Origin of the sequence: Micrococcus lylae (assembly GCF_900163825.1) — a bacterium.
Taxonomy (GTDB): Bacteria; Actinomycetota; Actinomycetes; order Actinomycetales; family Micrococcaceae; genus Micrococcus; species Micrococcus lylae.
The window spans coordinates 1-16,286 of the sequence record NZ_FUKP01000006.1 but is presented as its reverse complement, the minus strand read 5'-3'; the positions used below and the strand labels follow the sequence as shown (position 1 = coordinate 16,286).

The window sequence follows — 16,286 nt, the reverse complement described above, 5'->3', positions numbered from 1 at the left end:
AACCCGATGCAGGAGGGGAACGCCCGCATGCGCGTGCTGACCATCATTCCCACGTACAACGAGATCGAATCGCTGCCGATCACTCTCGGCCGGCTCCGCGAGGCCAACCCGGAGGTCGACGTTCTCGTGGTGGACGACGGCTCCCCGGACGGCACCGGCGCCTGGGCGGACGAACGCTCCGCAGCGGACGCCAAGGTGAACGTGCTGCACCGCGCCGAGAAGAACGGCCTGGGCGGCGCCTACCTCGCCGGCTTCGCCTGGGGTCTGGAGCGCGGCTTCGACGTGCTCGTGGAGATGGACGCGGACGGATCGCACCAGCCCGAGCAGCTGCCGCGCCTGCTGGACGCGATCCACGGCGCCGACCTGGTGATCGGATCCCGCCGCGTCCCGGGCGGCAAGATAGTCAACTGGCCGCCCCATCGCAAGTTCATCAGCATGTGCGGGTCCCTGTACCCGCGCATCATGCTGGACCTGGACCTCACCGACATCACCGCCGGCTACCGCGCCTACCGCGCCCAGGTGCTGCGCGAGATGGACCTGGGCGCCGTGCAGTCCAAGGGCTACGGCTTCCAGGTGGACATGACCTTCCGTACCGCCCGCCTCGGCAAGCGGATCGTGGAGGTGCCGATCACCTTCGTGGAACGTGAGTTCGGCGAGTCCAAGATGTCCGGCGGCATCATCACCGAGGCTGTGACCAACGTGACCAAGTGGGGCCTGCAGGCCCGGTGGGAGAAGCTCAGGCAGCTCGTCTCCGGCCGCTGACCGCCGGCGTGACCTGCGGGGTTGTACCTATGCATGACGAAGGGGCCGGACGATCCACCGGATCGTCCGGCCCCTTCGTCTGTCCGGCCCGGGGCCGGGACGCGGGGGAGCGGCGCGGCTCAGGCCTCGCCGCGGCTGGCGCGCAGCTTGCCGAGCTGGACCTGGAGGGTCTCCTCCAGGTCCTCCATGGAGCGGCGCTCCAGGAGCATGTCCCAGTGGGTGCGGACCGGCTTGCCCGCGTCCTCCTCCGGCTTCTCGCCGTCCACCAGGAACGCCTCCTTGCCGGTCTTGGAGGTCCAGGTGGCCGGGATCTCGGCCTCAGCGGCGAAGGTGACGAACACCTGTTCACCGTCCTCGCAGCGGTACTCCACCCGCTGGCGGGCCGCGGGCTCGACGCCGGCCTCGGATTCCAGCGACTGGGCGCCCAGACGCATGCCTCGCAGGCTGCGATCGCTCACGTTCTCATCTCCCTCGTGTTCGGCGACGGGCGGCGCCCGGACGTGGACCCGGGCGCCGCCCCACTCTCGTCAGTGACGTTCAACTGACGATTGTCGCATGTCATTCCCGGCCGGTGCGGGGATCCTCCTGCGCCGCGCCGGTCCCGTCGCCCGAGGACGGATCCTGCCCGGGGGCGTCGGCAGGGGTATCAGCCTCGACGCCGGTGGGCTGCTCGGCGTCGCGGCCGGGGAGCTCCTGGGCCTCGGGCGCGCCTGCGGCGGTGGTGCCGGGGGCGGTACGGGCGGACTGGCCCTCCGTGAGCGGGACGTCCAGGTCCTGCGGCACGGCGAGGGCCTCGTCGAGGGAGGTCTGCGGCATCTTGTCCGCCGTCATGGCGCCGGCGGTCATGGATTCCATGACGCCCGCCGAGCGCAGGCCGTCCGCGGTGGTCGGGCGGACCTTGCGCTCCTTCCGCTCCGTGCGCTCACGGGTGGCGCTGGTCTGATCGCCGGAGGCGGCACGCGTCTCGGACAGCGGGGAGCCGGAGCCGGAGAAGGCACTGCCGATGTTCCTGAGCGCCTCAGAGAGCTCGGCCGGCACCACGAACATCGTGTTGGACTGGCCGTCGGCGATCTTCGGCAGCTGCTGCACGTACTGGTAGGCCAGCACGTCCGGGTCGGCGCCGCCGGCGTGGATGGCCTCGAATACGACGTCGATGGCCTCGGCCTCCGCGTTCGCGCGGAGGATCCGGGCCTGGGCGTCGCCCTCGGCCGCGAGGATCTGGGCCTGACGCTCACCCTCGGCGGTGAGGATCTGGGCCTGCTTGGTGCCTTCGGCGGTGAGGATGGCGGCGCGGCGGTCGCGCTCGGCACGCATCTGCTTCTCCATCGAGTCCTGGATGGAGTGCGGCGGGTCGATGGCCTTGAGCTCCACGCGGGACACGCGCAGACCCCACTTGCCGGTGGCCTCGTCGAGGACGCCGCGGAGCTTGTTGTTGATGGTGTCGCGGGAAGTCAGCGCCTCTTCGAGGTTCATGCCGCCGACCACGTTGCGCAGCGTGGTGGTGGTCAGCTGCTCCACGGCGTGGATGTAGTTGGCGATCTCGTAGGTCGCGGCCTTCGCGTCGGTCACCTGGAAGTAGACGACCGTGTCGATGGAGACCACGAGGTTGTCCTCGGTGATCACCGGCTGCGGCGGGAAGGAGACGACCTGCTCGCGCATGTCCATGTGGGGGAGCATGCGGTCGATGAACGGAACGACCAGTGTCAGGCCCGCTCCGGCGGTGCGCTGGTACTTGCCCAGGCGTTCGATGTTGGCTGTCCGGGCCTGGGGGATGATCTTGACCGAGGAGGCCAGGATCATCACCACCACGGCGATCAGGACGAGCACGATGATGAGTGACTCCACGTGATGCCTTTCGTCGGGTGAGGTCAGGTGGTCGGTGCGGCTCCGGGCGGGCCCGGATCAGGGATGTGCGGGGTCCTCGCCGGTGGCGTCCCAGTCGATCTGGGGCACCGGGCGGACGATCAGGGTGGCGCCCTCGACGCGGAGGACGGTGACCTCGCTGCCGGCGAGCGCTTCGGGGGCATCCGGCTCGGTGCGGGCGGTCCAGGTGTCCCCGTCGAGGGTGAGGGTGCCGGAGGAGCCGGTGATGGCATCCGGCGTGGTGATGCGGCGTCCGGAGAGCGACTCCAGGTAGGAGGGGGAGTCGTCGGCGGAGCCGTGCAGGCGCTTCAGCGCGGTCGGACGAGCGAGGCCGAGCATCGCCAGGGAGACGACCGCGAAGACCACCCCCTGCAGCCAGGGCTCGGCTCCGGCCAGGGCGGCGACCATGCCGCCGAGCGCCCCGACGCCGAGCATCAGGAAGATGAGATCGAGCAACAGCAGCTCCACACCGGCCAGCACGAGGGCCGCGGCGAGCCAGAGCCACCATGCGTTCTCCTGGAACCACTCCATACTCATGGGTCCGATTGTGTCACAGGCGACACTCATGGCCGCCACGGTCAGGACAAGGAGGACAACGGTCCGGTCACGAATTCCGGCGCGGGCGGGTACCACGTTTGCTACTCGCCAGTAGGATGGACGCATGTCCGACGCCACGCGCCGCCAATCTGCCCCGTCGTCCGCCGTCCCGACGACGGCCGCAGCCTCGTCCGTGCCGCCCACCGCCCGCTCGGGCCGGGGCGGCTACCCTCGGCTGTTCTCCCCGTGGCGGGTCGGCCACCTGAGCCTGCCGAACCGCGTCGTCATGGGCTCGATGCACATGGGCCTCGAGGACTCCCACGACGACCTGCCGCGCCTGGCCGAGTTCTATGCCGAGCGCGCCCGCGGGGGAGCGGGGCTGATCGTGACCGGAGGCTTCTCGCCCAACCGCCTGGGCCGGCTCTCTCCGGGCGCAGGGATGCTCGCCTCCCAGGCCGACGCGGACGCCCACCGCGTGGTCACCGACGCCGTCCACGCCGAGGGCGGACGGATCCTGGCCCAGCTGCTCCACGCCGGCCGCTATGCGAAGTCGCCGCTGCAGGTCTCCGCCTCACGCACGCGGGCTCCCATCAGCCCCGTGACGGCGTTCGCCCTGCCGACCGCCGCCGTGAGACGCACGGTCCAGGACTTCGTGCGCGCCGCAGGCTGGGCCCGCCGGGCCGGCTACGACGGCGTGGAGGTCATGGCCTCCGAGGGCTACCTCATCAACCAGTTCCTGGCCCCGGCCACCAACCACCGCACCGACCGCTACGGCGGCACCGCGGACAACCGCCGCCGCTTCCTCGAGGAGATCGTGTCCGGCATCCGGCAGGCCGCTGGGAACGACTTCGTCATCAGCGTCCGCCTGTCCATGGTGGACCTGGTGCAGGACGGCCAGACGCTGGAGGAGGTCCTGGACGTCGCCCGCGCCGTCGAGCGCTGCGGCGCAGACCTCATCAACACGGGCATCGGCTGGCACGAGGCCCGGGTGCCGACCATCGTCACCTCGGTCCCGCGCGCCGCCTTCGCCGCGGCCACCGCGCGGGTCCGCGAGGTGGTGGACATCCCGGTGTCCGCCTCCAACCGCATCACTCTGCCGCACACCGCCGAGCAGATCCTGGAGGCGGGCCAGGCCGACGCCGTGACGATGGCGCGCCCGTTCCTCGCCGACGCGGCCTGGGTCGCGAAGGCGCGGGCAGACCACGAGGCGGCCATCACCCCGTGCATCGGCTGCAACCAGGCCTGCCTCGACCACGTCTTCTCCGGCCGCACCGTGTCCTGCCTGATGAACCCGCGCGCCGGACGGGAGACCGAGGCCCCGTACGACCGCCTCGGCGGCCCGGTGGCCCTGGGCATGCCCGAGGTGCCGGCGGCGCCGGCGTCGAGGCCGACCGTCGCCGCGGGCCGCACCCGCGCAGACGCGGAGACGGCTGACCACACGACCGGTCCCGCTGAGGGACGGCGACGCGTGGCCGTCGTCGGAGGCGGACCGGCGGGCCTGGCGGCAGCCCACGCCGCCGCCGCCCGCGGACACGAGGTCACCCTGTTCGAGGCGACCGGGCACATCGGTGGGCAGTTCCGCCTGGCCCGCCGGATCCCCGGCAAGGAGGAGTTCGCCGAGGCGCTCGCCCATTTCCGGGACCGCCTCGATCCGCTGGGCGTCGACGTGCGCACCGGCGTGCGCGCGGATGCCGCCATGCTCGTCGGACAGGCCGGGGAGCCGGCCTACGACCACGTGGTGGTCGCCACCGGCGTGGTGCCGCGTGAACTGGACATCCCGGGCATCGACCGGCCCGAGGTGCACGCCTACCCGGACGTCGTGGACGGGACGGTGACCTGCGGGGACACCGTGGCGGTCATCGGGGCCGGCGGCATCGGCGTGGACGTCGCCGAGCTGCTCACCGCCCCGGCGAGCCACGCGCACGGCGCGTTCCAGGACCTGCAGGACTGGCAGGCCGAATGGGGCGTGGACCCGGCGTTCACCGAGCGCGGGGCACTGACTTCCCGCCGCCCGGAGGCGCCGGCGCGCACCGTGCACCTGCTGCAGCGCAGCCCCGGCAAGATCGGCGCCCGGCTCGGCGCCACCACCGGCTGGGTCCACCGTGCGGCGCTCAAAGCCCGTGGCGTGGTCAAGCACTCAGGTGTCCGGTACGTCAAGATCGACGACGACGGTCTCCACGTGGACGTGACCAGGACGGTGAGGACGTGGCGGAAGAGGACCGAGGTGAGCCGGAAGGTCCTGGCGGTGTCCGACGTCGTGGTCTGTGCCGGCCAGGAGTCCGAGGCGTCCCTGGCCGCAGAGCTGCGCGCTGCGGGGATGCCGGACGAGCGGATCCACGTGGTCGGCGGTGCGCTGAAGGCCGGCGAGATCGACGCCAAGCGGGCGATCGACGAGGCCGTGCGCGCCGTGGCGACCATCGGCTGACGACGAGCCGCGGGACCGGGGACCGACTCAGCCTCCCGCACCGGCCGGCCGCCGACCCTCACTGCACGAGCCGCGTGGCCGCCCCGCCGGGCCGGTGCCGGGGCGTCGGCCAACAGGGGAGCGGCACGGCGGGGGCCTGGTCAGTCGGTCTGGTACTTGTGGCCCAGCCAGGTGATGAGCAGGACCACGGCGGCACCGGCGACCATCAGGCCCACGGTCTGGGGGACCGCCTCGGTCGGAGCCAGCAGGACGCGTTCGTCCTCGAGCTGCCACGGCCAGAGGGCACGCAGGGCACCGACCATCAGGCCGGTCACCACGGCCAGGGTGACGCCGCGGTGGTTCTCCAGCAGACGCTGCAGGGCACGCACGAACAGGCCCAGGCCGAGGATGGCGCCGGCGGCGAAGATCGCCAGATAGCCCCAGTCACGGTTGTTGACGGCGTTGAGGGTCGGCTCGTAGAGGCCGAAGCTCAGCAGCAGGAACGACCCGGACAGGCCCGGCAATGCCAGCGCGCAGATCGCGATCGCGGCGGCGAAGAAGACCACGAACGGGTTGGCGGCAAGCTGTTGGATCGGCAGGCCGAAGAACAGGAAGGCCACGATGCCGGCCACCACGGCCACCAGCACCGTACGGACGTTCCACGCCGTTCCGACCGCCATGATCGGAATGAGCACGGCGGCCACGGACATGCCGAAGAAGACGCCGAAGGTCTGGATCGGATAGTCCTCGACGGCCGGCGCGATGAACTTCGCGCCCAGCAGCAGTGCAGGGAACATGCCGAGGACCACCGGGATCACGATGTCCCATCGCACCTGGCGCAGGTCCTCGTAGGCGCTGGCCTTGTCCGTCACCAGCCCCTTGATGCCGCCGACGAAGTGCCCGGCCGAACGGATGAGGTGCTCGTAGATGCCCACGATCATCATCACGGTGCCGCCGCTGATGCCGGGCAGCACTTCAGCGGCTCCGATGGCGGCGCCGCGCAGGACATGGAAGGGCGTCTGACGGTTCACAGAGGGCATGCCTGCCAGCGTAGTCGTGCGCGCGGGCGCGCCGGAGCAGATCCGGACACCGGCCACGTCGTGTTCGTCACCGACGCGCTGAGTGCCGCAGGCACGGCTCGACGGCACGGGGTTCAGGCTGGCTCACGTGAAGGTTGATGTCTGAGTGACAGAGCAGTGTCAACCTTCACTGCGGCATGTGGAGGGTTCATGGCAGATCAGCGACACTCACCGCGAGATGGAGCCTCTGAACCCGAACGCCGATAATGTACATTATGTCAGATAGCGGTTACCCGACCATGCGAGACCCTCCCCGGGCCGACCGCCATGGACGGCACGCACCTGCCCACCGATGGGACAATGAGGCCATGAACCGCGCCGTCGACACCGCAGACACACCCCACCGACCGCACCCGCACGCCCGGCGCGCCCTGCCGGGCTGGACGATCCCCGTCGTGCTGCTGATCGACATCGTGCTCGTGACCGTCTTCGTGGCGATCGGCCAGCGCGAGCACACCACCCAGAACGGGTTCCTGGGCCTGCTCGTCACGGCCTCCCCGTTCCTCATCGGCCTGCTGGTTTCTTCGTTCGGGTTCTGCCGGACCCGCGCGCATCGGTGGATCAAGGTGTGGCCGGCGGGCATCGGCGTTTGGCTCGGCACCCTGACGCTCGGGATGCTCCTGCGCGTCGCGTTCGACCAGGGCGGCGCTCCCCTGCCGTTCGTCCTCGTCGCCGCCGGCTCGCTGGCTCTGTTCCTGCTCGGTCGTCGCGCGCTGACCGGCCTGCTGCTGCGTCACCGCTGAGCTTGTCGGAGCGCAGCCGACAGTCGGTGGACGTCGGCGGCCGGCCACAGCTTCGGCGTACAGCCGCGCCTTGAGGTGAGTGGCGTCGTCGTACAGTGGGGCCACGCCCCGCAGGGACGCACCCCTGCTCCCCCGCCAACGGAAGGACGCCCCCATGGTGACCGCCATCGTCATGATCCGCACGGACAAGTCGACCATCCCGGAGACCGCAGAGAGGATCGCCGGCCTCGAGGGAGTCTCCGCCGTCTACTCTGTCACCGGCGGCTGGGACCTGGTGGCCATGGTGAAGCTGCGCGAGTACGACCAGCTCGCTGACACCATCGCCGACCAGCTGTCCAAGGTGTCCGGGATCCAGGAGACGGAGACGATGCTGGCGTTCCGGACCTACTCGCAGGCCGACCTGGGTGAGGGTTGGGCCCTCGGTTTCGAAGGATGAGCCGCCGCGGCGTCGCATTCACCGCCGCTCCGCTGCTGCTGGCGGGTGTGCTCGGTGGATGCAGCCCCGACCCGGCGGCCGCTCCCCCGTCGTCTCCCCCGTCCTCGGCGGCCACGTCTGCCTCGGCGTCGAGTTCCGCCGCTGCCTCTGAGACGGTCCCGTCGCGGACGCAAGCGACGTCGCCGTCGCCCTCGGACACCCGCCCGGGTTCGGGGTCCGCATCGACACACCCGGCACCGAGCACGCAGGACCCTGTGCCGACCGCCTCGGTCACCTCCTCCAGCCCATCCGACACTCCCCCGTCCACGACGCAGGCGCGTACGGCCACGATCTCCGTCTCCGGAGACCTGTTGTGGAACGAGCCCCTCTGGGAGGCGGCCCGCACGGACGACGGCTTCGACTTCCGCGCGCAGCTGGATGGACTCACACCCGCCCTGGCGAACGCGGACCTCGCCGTCTGCCACCAGGAGGTGCCGGTGGCGCGCCCCGGCGGCCCCTACTCCGCCTACCCCACATTCCGCTCCCCCGCCGAGACCGTGGACGCCGTCGCGGCCGCCGGCTTCGACCTCTGCACGACCGCCTCCAACCACACGATGGACGACGGCTGGGACGGCCTGGTGCGCACGCGCGAGACCCTGGAGGCCGCCGGGCTCGGCGCCGTCGGCACCTACACCACGCGCTCGGAGGCCCAGTCACCGCACCTGTTCACCACCGATCAGGGGGTGGAGGTCGCGATCGTGTCCCAGACCTATGGTCTCAACGGCATCCCCAAGGCACCCGGACGAGAGTGGTCCGTTGACCTCCTGGACCCGGACAAGGCCGTCGCCGACGCTCGCCGTGCCCGCGCCGCCGATGCGGACATCGTCATCTTCCACATGCATGCCGGCACCGAATACCAGCAGGAGCCGGACAGCAACCAGCGGTACATGGCGGCCATGGTGACCGCATCCGGTGAGTTCGACCTGGTCATGGGCCAGCATCCCCACGTCGTCCAACCGATCGAGAAGGTCAACGGGGTCTGGACGGTCTTCAGCACCGGCAACCTCATGGCCGCACAGCGCCGTGACACCCCTCAGACCGACGACGGCATGCTCGTGGACGTCTCCTTCCGGGAGACGCCGTCCGGGCGCTTCACCGTCGACCGGGTCCAGTGGGCACCCACCCACATCAGCCGACCCGGCGAGGATGCGGACGGGATCCCACGCGTGCGCGTCATCCCGGATGCGCTGCCCGAAGCATCGGGGCCGACGCGCAAGGCCTTGCAGGACTCGGCGGCCAGGACCCGCTCCGTGGTCGGCGCGCACGCACCCGACGGCCTCGTGGAACGCACCGAGCCCCTCGAGTGACCCGACTCCCCAGCTGAACGACGTCGGCCGTCTCACCTTCAACGTGAAGGTGAGACGGCCGACGTCGTGCTTCCGGCAGAGGCAGCCGTGCGGTTCAGGAACGCGAGAAGGCCACCCAGCGGTCCAGCACGTCCTGTGCGGCACCGGAGTCGAGGGACTCGGCGGCCACCGCCATCTTGTCCGTGATGCGCTCGGTCAGCGGGCGGGAGGCGTCGGGGTCGTCAGCCACGAGGCCGACGGCGGCGTTGAGCAGCACGGCGTCGCGGATCGGCCCCTTCTCCCCCGCCAGCAGGGCGCGGACGATCTGAGCGTTGTGGGCGCCGTCCTTGCCGGCCAGCGCCTCCACGGACTGCAGCTCGAGGCCGAAGTCGCGCGGGTCGATCTCATGCTCCGTCACTGCACCACGCACCTCGTAGAGGGCAGACGGGCCGGACGTGGTGACCTTGTCCCTGCCGTCGGAGCCGCGGAAGACGAAGCCGCGGACGCCGCGGTCGGCGAGCACCTGGGCCAGCAGCGGCGCCATCGTGGCATCGGAGCAGCCCAGCGCCTGTGCGGTGACCTTGGCCGGATTGGAGAGCGGGCCCAGGAAGTTGAAGACCGTGGGCACGCCCAGCTGACGGCGCACCGGGGCCACGTGCTTCATGGACGGGTGATAGTTCTGCGCGAACAGAAAGGTCATGCCGACCGCCTCGGCGCACTCCTCCGCCTTCTCAGCCGGCATGGACAGGTCCACGCCGAGCGCCTCGATGACGTCGGCCGCACCGGCGGTGGACGAGGCGCCGCGGTTGCCGTGCTTCACCACACGTGCACCCGCGCCCACGGCCACGAGCGAGGACATGGTGGAGATGTTGACGGTCCCCAGGCGGTCACCACCGGTGCCGACGATGTCCAGGGTCTGCCCCGGAACGGACACCGGCCGGGCGCGCCGGACCATGACCTCGGTCAGGCCGAGCAACTCAGGCACGGTCACGCCCTTGGCGGCCAGGGCGGTGAGGAAGCCGCCGACATGGGCCTCGGAGGCGGTGCCGCCCATCATCTCCTCCATGGCCCAGGCCGCCTGCGCCAGCGTCAGGTCGACGGACGAGGTGAGGTCGCCGAGGATCTCGGGCCAGGTGGACGGGGTCGATGCGGTGCTGGAGATGGCGTTCACATGGACGACCCTATCGCCCGGCGCACGCCCGGGGACGTCCGGCGGTCACGGTGTGACGCTGGACGTTCGCTGACCGTATGCCCTGCAATCACGTTGAACATGCGCCCTACCGGGGACATCCAGGCTGCGACACGGTAGCGTCCGGTTGGGCACAGGACACGGTTTAGGGCCATAATGGCCAGGTGACCACTGCAACTCCCGCTCTCCAGCAGCCCGCGCCCACCGGGCTCCCGAGCCGCCCCAACATGGTCCAGGTCGGAACCATGGTGTGGCTGGCCAGTGAGCTCATGTTCTTCGGCGGGCTCTTCGCCATGTACTTCACCCTGCGCTCCACTTCGCCGGAGCTCTGGGCGACCCACTCCGAGATCCTGAACATCCCGCTCGCGGCCGTCAACACGACCATCCTGGTGCTGTCCTCCGTGACCGCCCAGTTCGGCGTGTTCGCCGCAGAGCGTCTTCAGCCGCGCCGGACCGGAGGCCTCTTCGCCATCAAGTCCTGGGGCATGGTCGAGTGGTTCATCCTCACCGCGATCATGGGCTCGGTCTTCGTGGCCGTCCAGGCCTACGAGTACGCCGTGCTCGTGTCGGAGGGTGTCACCATCGCCGCCAACGCCTACGGCTCGGCGTTCTACATCACCACCGGCTTCCACGCCATCCACGTGACCGGCGGCATCATCGCGTTCATGTTCATCATCGGACGCGCCTACCTGGCCCGCCGCTTCGGCCACCATGAGGCGACCTCCGCGATCGTCGTGTCCTACTACTGGCACTTCGTCGACGTCGTGTGGATCGCACTCTTCTTCATCGTCTACTTCCTGGACATCGTCGCCCCGCTCTGACGGACGGCACACCAGGACCCACTCCGCACCCGAGGCGAATCGACCAGGCATGATGGTGTCGATTCGGCAGACAACGTAAGGAACCCACTGTGAAGGCACTATCGCAGCACCGCCGCCACCCGCTCATGGGGCTGGCACTGCTTCTGCTGGGGCTTCTGGTGACCGGCGGCCTCTACTCCGCCGCCAGCACGGTCAACCAGGCCCAGGCGGCCACCCAGGTCACGACGGCCGCCTCGAGCGATGACATCGCCGAGGGTGAGAAGCTGTTCAACGCGAACTGCGCCTCCTGCCACGGCATGGGTGCCGCCGGCACCGACGCCGCACCGTCGCTCATCGGCGTGGGCGCCGCCTCCGTCGACTTCCAGGTCGGCACGGGCCGCATGCCGATGCAGATGCACGGCCCGCAGGCCCGCATGAAGCCGGTCCAGTTCAGCGAGGAGCAGACCGCACAGATGGCCGCCTACGTGGCCTCCCTGGGTGCCGGTCCCTCCGTGCCGGAGGAGCAGTACCTCGATGCGGACCACGAGGACGTGAACATCGCCAAGGGCGGCGAGCTGTTCCGCATCAACTGCGCCATGTGCCACAACGCCGCCGCGGCCGGCGGTGCCCTGACCCGCGGCAAGTTCGCCCCGACCCTGGAGGGTGTGTCCGAGAAGCACATCTACGAGGCGATGGCCACCGGCCCGCAGAACATGCCGGTGTTCTCCGACGCCAACCTCAAGCCCGAGGACAAGCGCGACATCATCGCCTACCTCAAGACCATCGAGAGCAACGACTCGCCCGGCGGTCTCTCCCTGGGCTCCCTGGGTCCGGTCTCCGAGGGCCTCTTCATCTGGACTGCCGGCCTGGCCGTCATCATCGGCTTCATGGTCTGGCTGACCTCCCGGTCCTCCTGACCCCGCCGGCGCCCCGCGCGCCGGACGCAAGACACTGCATCACTCACTCAAGCAAAGGAAATGAGTCATATGGGCGAGCACGGCAACGGAGGGACCCAGCGCCCCTCGGACGCCCTCGAGCACGCCGGTGGGGACGCTCCCCGGTACGCCATCGACAACCCTGGGCTGCCTCCGCACCGCCCCCGGTTGGCGGACGAGGACCCGAAGGCCGCCAAGCGCGCTGAGCGCCAGGTCTCGGTGCTGTTCCTGATCTCGATCATCGGCACCGTCGTCTTCTTCATCGGCTACTTCGGCGTGGGCCAGATCGGCAACAACGAGTCGTTCGATGTCATCTTCCTGCAGAACCTGCTGCTGGGCGTCGGCACCGCCCTCGCGATGCTGGGCATCGGCGTGGGCATCGTCCACTGGGCGAAGACCCTCATGCCGGACCACGAGATGGTCGAAAGCCGTCACGAGGTGCGCACCGAGGCCGATCGTCAGGTCGCCGCCGGCATGATGCAGGACATCATCGACGAGACCCAGATCAAGCGCCGCCCGCTGCTGCGCAACACCCTGATCGGTGCCGCCGTCCTGGCCCCGCTGCCGTTCATCGCGGTGTTCCGCGATCTGGACAACACGGACAACTTCTCCGACAAGGAGACCGAGAACTTCGGCGTCGAGCGCCTGCGCCACACCATGTGGGCCGAGGGCGTGCGTCTCGTCCGTGATCCCACCGGTGCCCCGATCAAGGCCTCTGACGTGACCGTCGGCTCCGCCGTGCACGTCATCCCCGAGGGCCTGAACGACCTGCACCACGGCAAGCTGAACGAGAAGGCCAAGGCCGTCGTCCTGCTCATGCGCCTCGACCCCGCCAAGGTGAAGATCACCCCGGGTCGAGAGAACTGGAACGTGGACGGGATCTTCGCCTACTCCAAGGTCTGCACCCACGTGGGCTGCCCGATCGCGCTGTACGAGCAGCACACCCACCACCTGCTGTGCCCCTGCCACCAGTCGACCTTCGACCTGACGCAGGAGTGCAAGGTGATCTTCGGCCCGGCCAGCCACGCGCTGCCGCAGCTGCCGATCGCTGTGAACGACGAGGGCTTCCTCGTCGCCCAGAGCGACTTCCATGAGCCTGTCGGACCTGTCTACTGGGAGCGTGGCTGACCCATGAGCACCACTGTGAAAGAGTTTCAGCCGGCCACCCGCACCGGCCGCCTGGCGAACTATCTCGACACCCGGGTGGGCATGTCCCCCATCGTCAAGGAGTTCGGCCGCAAGATCTTCCCGGACCACTGGACCTTCATGTTCGGCGAGGTCGCGCTCTACAGCTTCGTCATCCTGCTGCTGTCCGGCGCGTTCCTGACCTTCTTCTTCGATCCGTCGATGGCGCACGTCACCTACGAGGGTGCCTACGCTCCGCTCTACGGCATCGAGATGTCCGCCGCCTACGCCTCGACGCTGGACATCAGCTTCGACATCCGCGGCGGCCTGTTCATGCGTCAGCTGCACCACTGGGCCGCGCTGCTGTTCGTCGCCGCGATGTCCGTGCACATGCTGCGCGTGTTCTTCACCGGCGCCTTCCGCCGCCCGCGTGAACTCAACTGGGTGGTCGGCTGCGGCCTGCTGATGATGGGCTGGGCCGCCGGCTTCACCGGCTACTCGCTTCCGGACGAGGTGCTCTCCGGCAACGGTCTGCGCATCATCGACGGCATCCTGAAGTCCCTGCCGCTGGTGGGCACCCACCTGTCGATGTTCCTCTTCGGCGGCGAGTTCCCGGGCTACTCCATCGTGGGTCGCCTGTACGCGCTGCACATCATGATCGTCCCGGCGGTCATCCTGCTGCTGATCGTGATCCACCTGTTCATGGTCGTCACCCACAAGCACACCCAGTACCCGGGCCCGGGCCGCACGGAGAACAACGTGGTCGGCTACCCGGTGGGCCCGGTGTACGCCGCGAAGGCCGGTGGCTTCTTCTTCATCGTGTTCGGCGTTCTGGCCCTCATGGCCGGCACCGTCACCATCAACGCGATGTGGAACTACGGCCCGTACGACCCGTCCCCGGTGCAGGCCGGCACCCAGCCTGACTGGTACATCGGCTGGTTCGACGGCGCCCTGCGTCTGATGCCGGGGCAGATCGGCGACTTCTCCTTCCTGTGGAACATCCCGATGCCGTGGGGCTCCTCTGTCTCGCTGCCCATGGGAGTCCTGTTCCCGCTGATGCCGGTCGGGATCCTGATCCTCGGCATGATCGCGTGGCCGTGGATCGAGGCCTGGGTGACCAAGGACAACCGCGAGCACCACATCCTGGACCGCCCGCGCAACGCCCCGGGCCGCACGGCCGCCGGTGTCGCCGGCATCACCTGGTACTGCGTCATGTGGGCCGCGGCCTCCTCGGACCTCATCGCCACCCACTTCCAGGTGTCGCTGAACGACGTGCTGTACCTGCTGCGCGTGCTGTTCTTCCTCGGCCCGGTGATCGCCTTCATCGTGACCCGCCGCATCTGCCTGTCCCTCCAGCGCAAGGATCGCGAGCTGGTGCTGCACGGCCACGAGTCCGGCGTGGTGGAGATGTCCCCGGAGGGCGGCTTCTCCGAGCGCCACCGCAACCTGACCGACTACGAGATGTACCGCCTGGTCTCCTTCGAGTCCCCGCGCCCGATCCCGGCCACCCCGGGTCGCAAGGGCAAGGTCTCGACCATGGAGAAGGTCCGTGCCAGCGTCTCCCGTCTCTTCTTCGAGGAGCGCGTCGAGCCGGTCACCCGCGAGGAGCTCGTCGAGGCGCAGCTCCACGGCCACCACGGCCACGGCGCCGTGGAGGGCGACAAGGGGAACCAGCTCGGTCACTGATCGACAGGCTCACCGCCACGGACGGAAGGCCCGCAGCACTTCATGTGCTGCGGGCCTTCCGCTGTCTGAGGCTCCGCTCCTCCCCCGCCCCCTGTCGCTTTCGCTAGCGAAATGGGAGGCAGCACCGACCGATACTCCCCCGTCCCTCCCCGCGCCTGGGGGTTTTCGCTAGTAAAAAGGGAGGCGCCGACCGACCAACTCCCCTGTCCCACTCGCCTTCGCTAGTGGAAAGGGAGGCAGATTCACCGCTCAGCCCTGCCCCTCGACCTCGTCACGGCGACACCGCACCTTGTGGATCACCCGGCGGAAGTCGTCCCGATAGTCCTCGACCGTCGCCCAGATCTGTGCCCAGCCGGCGTCGTCCCAGCCCTTGTTTCTCCAGGCATCCACCAGCTTCTGTGCTTCGTCGTCGTGAGGCGCGCCGTCATAGTGCAGCACCAGCCGCCACTGTCTGTAGCCCATGTCCCCGTCAGGACTCACCGGCCTGGAGGGGTCCAGGATGAGCTGCAGTTCCGGCTCCGGCAGGCCCGCATGGATCAACGCCAACCGCATCTTCGTCTCTGTGGCCGCGTCCGAGCCCACCCGGATCAGGTCCAACGCTGCTCGTGCCGTCCTCACCCCCTTGTACCGTCCTGCACGGCTCACCGCGGCTCTCAGGCGTTCAACTGTCGTGAGCGGCTCTCGGCGCCCGTCAGGCGTCCAGGGGCGCTTCACGATGCCGTCCCCGGCCACCACGAGCTCGTCCACCATCCCCATCGGCAGCAGTGCAGCCAGGTCTGCCCACGTGCGCTCGATGGATGTCACCGGGATCCCGTGCATCACCTCCACGTCCTCAGCGGGCACCGTCCGGCCATGCGTCACTACCCCACGCCGGCTCGCCACGCCGCGCACATGTGGCCGAGACACGTGGATCAGTCCGTCGTCGTCCTGCAGCCACGGCGGGAGAATGAACCCGTGCAGCCGCAAAGCCGTCTGGTGTGAGGCCACTGCCCTGGCCCGCTTCACGACGACGGCCACCTCCTCCGGCGGTCGGCTCACCGGAGGCGTCGGGTAGCCCAGCGTCTCCCAGCCCGTCAGGGGCATCGTAAGCGCCCGATGGGCGCCGTGGGTGACCTGCAGGATGTCCGCGGCGCGGAGGCGGTCTCCCGGGATGTGGGCCTGGTGAAGGACATGTCTGTCGAAGACCTGATCGCGGAGGTGCTCCGGAAGGCATCGGCGATTGCTCGGGGCAAGTGGAATGAGACCTGTGGCCATGCACCAACTCTTCCGCGCGCAAGCACATACTGGATCGCCTGGATCGTCAACTGTGGACCGCTTGGTATCTTTCGTCCGTTGTGCAGGAGAGAAGGGCGTGTCAGATGGTCTGTGTAAGCCGTACCGAGAGGAACGGTAAGAATCATGA

At 69.4% G+C, this 16,286-nt stretch carries 15 protein-coding genes; 9 read left to right on the top strand and 6 right to left on the bottom strand.

Going from position 1 to position 16,286, the window contains the following annotated elements:
- The first annotated feature begins 27 nt into the window (after window positions 1-27).
- Window positions 28-762, top strand: a complete 735-nt coding sequence (locus FM125_RS00620) for a polyprenol monophosphomannose synthase (RefSeq protein ID WP_087133341.1) — start codon at window positions 28-30, stop codon at window positions 760-762.
- Between the two features lie 119 nt (window positions 763-881).
- Here the strand turns inward: FM125_RS00620 and FM125_RS00615 are convergent, their stop codons facing one another.
- From FM125_RS00615 to FM125_RS00605, 3 genes are all read right to left on the bottom strand, one after another.
- On the bottom strand, window positions 882-1,220 hold the full coding sequence (locus FM125_RS00615; RefSeq protein WP_067190588.1) for an RNA polymerase-binding protein RbpA: 339 nt from the start codon (window positions 1,218-1,220) through the stop codon (window positions 882-884).
- Between the two features lie 100 nt (window positions 1,221-1,320).
- Window positions 1,321-2,607, bottom strand: coding sequence for an SPFH domain-containing protein (locus tag FM125_RS00610; protein ID WP_245232191.1), 1,287 nt, complete (start codon window positions 2,605-2,607; stop codon window positions 1,321-1,323).
- A gap of 57 nt (window positions 2,608-2,664) precedes the next feature.
- The gene (locus tag FM125_RS00605; protein WP_227718807.1) at window positions 2,665-3,162 is read right to left on the bottom strand and encodes an NfeD family protein; all 498 of its coding nucleotides are present in this window, start codon (window positions 3,160-3,162) and stop codon (window positions 2,665-2,667) included.
- Between the two features lie 124 nt (window positions 3,163-3,286).
- On the opposite strand from FM125_RS00605, the gene FM125_RS00600 reads away from it, so the two are divergent.
- Entirely contained in the window at window positions 3,287-5,587 is a 2,301-nt protein-coding gene (locus tag FM125_RS00600) for an oxidoreductase (protein WP_087133318.1), read from the top strand.
- Between the two features lie 140 nt (window positions 5,588-5,727).
- Here the strand turns inward: FM125_RS00600 and FM125_RS00595 are convergent, their stop codons facing one another.
- Entirely contained in the window at window positions 5,728-6,606 is an 879-nt protein-coding gene (locus tag FM125_RS00595; RefSeq protein WP_067190592.1) for a DUF368 domain-containing protein, read from the bottom strand.
- A gap of 347 nt (window positions 6,607-6,953) precedes the next feature.
- Here FM125_RS00595 and FM125_RS00590 point away from each other — a divergent pair, with 347 nt between their 5' ends.
- From FM125_RS00590 to FM125_RS00580, 3 genes are all read left to right on the top strand, one after another.
- Window positions 6,954-7,388 carry a DUF3054 domain-containing protein gene (locus tag FM125_RS00590; RefSeq protein WP_087133317.1) on the top strand — a complete coding sequence of 145 codons (435 nt, stop codon included), beginning with the start codon at window positions 6,954-6,956 and terminating at the stop codon, window positions 7,386-7,388.
- Window positions 7,389-7,542: 154 nt separating this feature from the next.
- Complete coding sequence (locus FM125_RS00585; protein ID WP_087133316.1) at window positions 7,543-7,824, top strand: Lrp/AsnC family transcriptional regulator; 282 nt, start codon at window positions 7,543-7,545, stop codon at window positions 7,822-7,824.
- A 254-nt stretch (window positions 7,825-8,078) separates the two neighbouring features.
- Window positions 8,079-9,170 (top strand): CapA family protein, encoded by a 1,092-nt coding sequence (locus tag FM125_RS00580; RefSeq protein WP_143745150.1) that lies wholly within the window; start codon window positions 8,079-8,081, stop codon window positions 9,168-9,170.
- Between the two features lie 94 nt (window positions 9,171-9,264).
- On the opposite strand, the gene trpD is transcribed toward FM125_RS00580, so the two are convergent.
- Window positions 9,265-10,320, bottom strand: a complete 1,056-nt coding sequence (trpD, locus tag FM125_RS00575) for an anthranilate phosphoribosyltransferase (RefSeq protein ID WP_087133314.1) — start codon at window positions 10,318-10,320, stop codon at window positions 9,265-9,267.
- 182 nt (window positions 10,321-10,502) lie between these two features.
- On the opposite strand from trpD, the gene ctaE reads away from it, so the two are divergent.
- From ctaE to qcrB, 4 genes are all read left to right on the top strand, one after another.
- Window positions 10,503-11,159 carry an aa3-type cytochrome oxidase subunit III gene (gene ctaE / locus FM125_RS00570; protein ID WP_070639030.1) on the top strand — a complete coding sequence of 219 codons (657 nt, stop codon included), beginning with the start codon at window positions 10,503-10,505 and terminating at the stop codon, window positions 11,157-11,159.
- 89 nt (window positions 11,160-11,248) lie between these two features.
- Entirely contained in the window at window positions 11,249-12,055 is an 807-nt protein-coding gene (qcrC, locus tag FM125_RS00565) for a cytochrome bc1 complex diheme cytochrome c subunit (protein ID WP_070639032.1), read from the top strand.
- 69 nt (window positions 12,056-12,124) lie between these two features.
- Window positions 12,125-13,201 carry a cytochrome bc1 complex Rieske iron-sulfur subunit gene (gene qcrA / locus FM125_RS00560; RefSeq protein WP_087133313.1) on the top strand — a complete coding sequence of 359 codons (1,077 nt, stop codon included), beginning with the start codon at window positions 12,125-12,127 and terminating at the stop codon, window positions 13,199-13,201.
- A gap of 3 nt (window positions 13,202-13,204) precedes the next feature.
- Window positions 13,205-14,884 (top strand): cytochrome bc1 complex cytochrome b subunit, encoded by a 1,680-nt coding sequence (gene qcrB, locus FM125_RS00555; RefSeq protein WP_087133312.1) that lies wholly within the window; start codon window positions 13,205-13,207, stop codon window positions 14,882-14,884.
- Window positions 14,885-15,133: 249 nt separating this feature from the next.
- On the opposite strand, the gene FM125_RS00550 is transcribed toward qcrB, so the two are convergent.
- Window positions 15,134-15,901, bottom strand: a complete 768-nt coding sequence (locus FM125_RS00550; protein WP_143745147.1) for a hypothetical protein — start codon at window positions 15,899-15,901, stop codon at window positions 15,134-15,136.
- Window positions 15,902-16,286 lie beyond the last annotated feature (385 nt).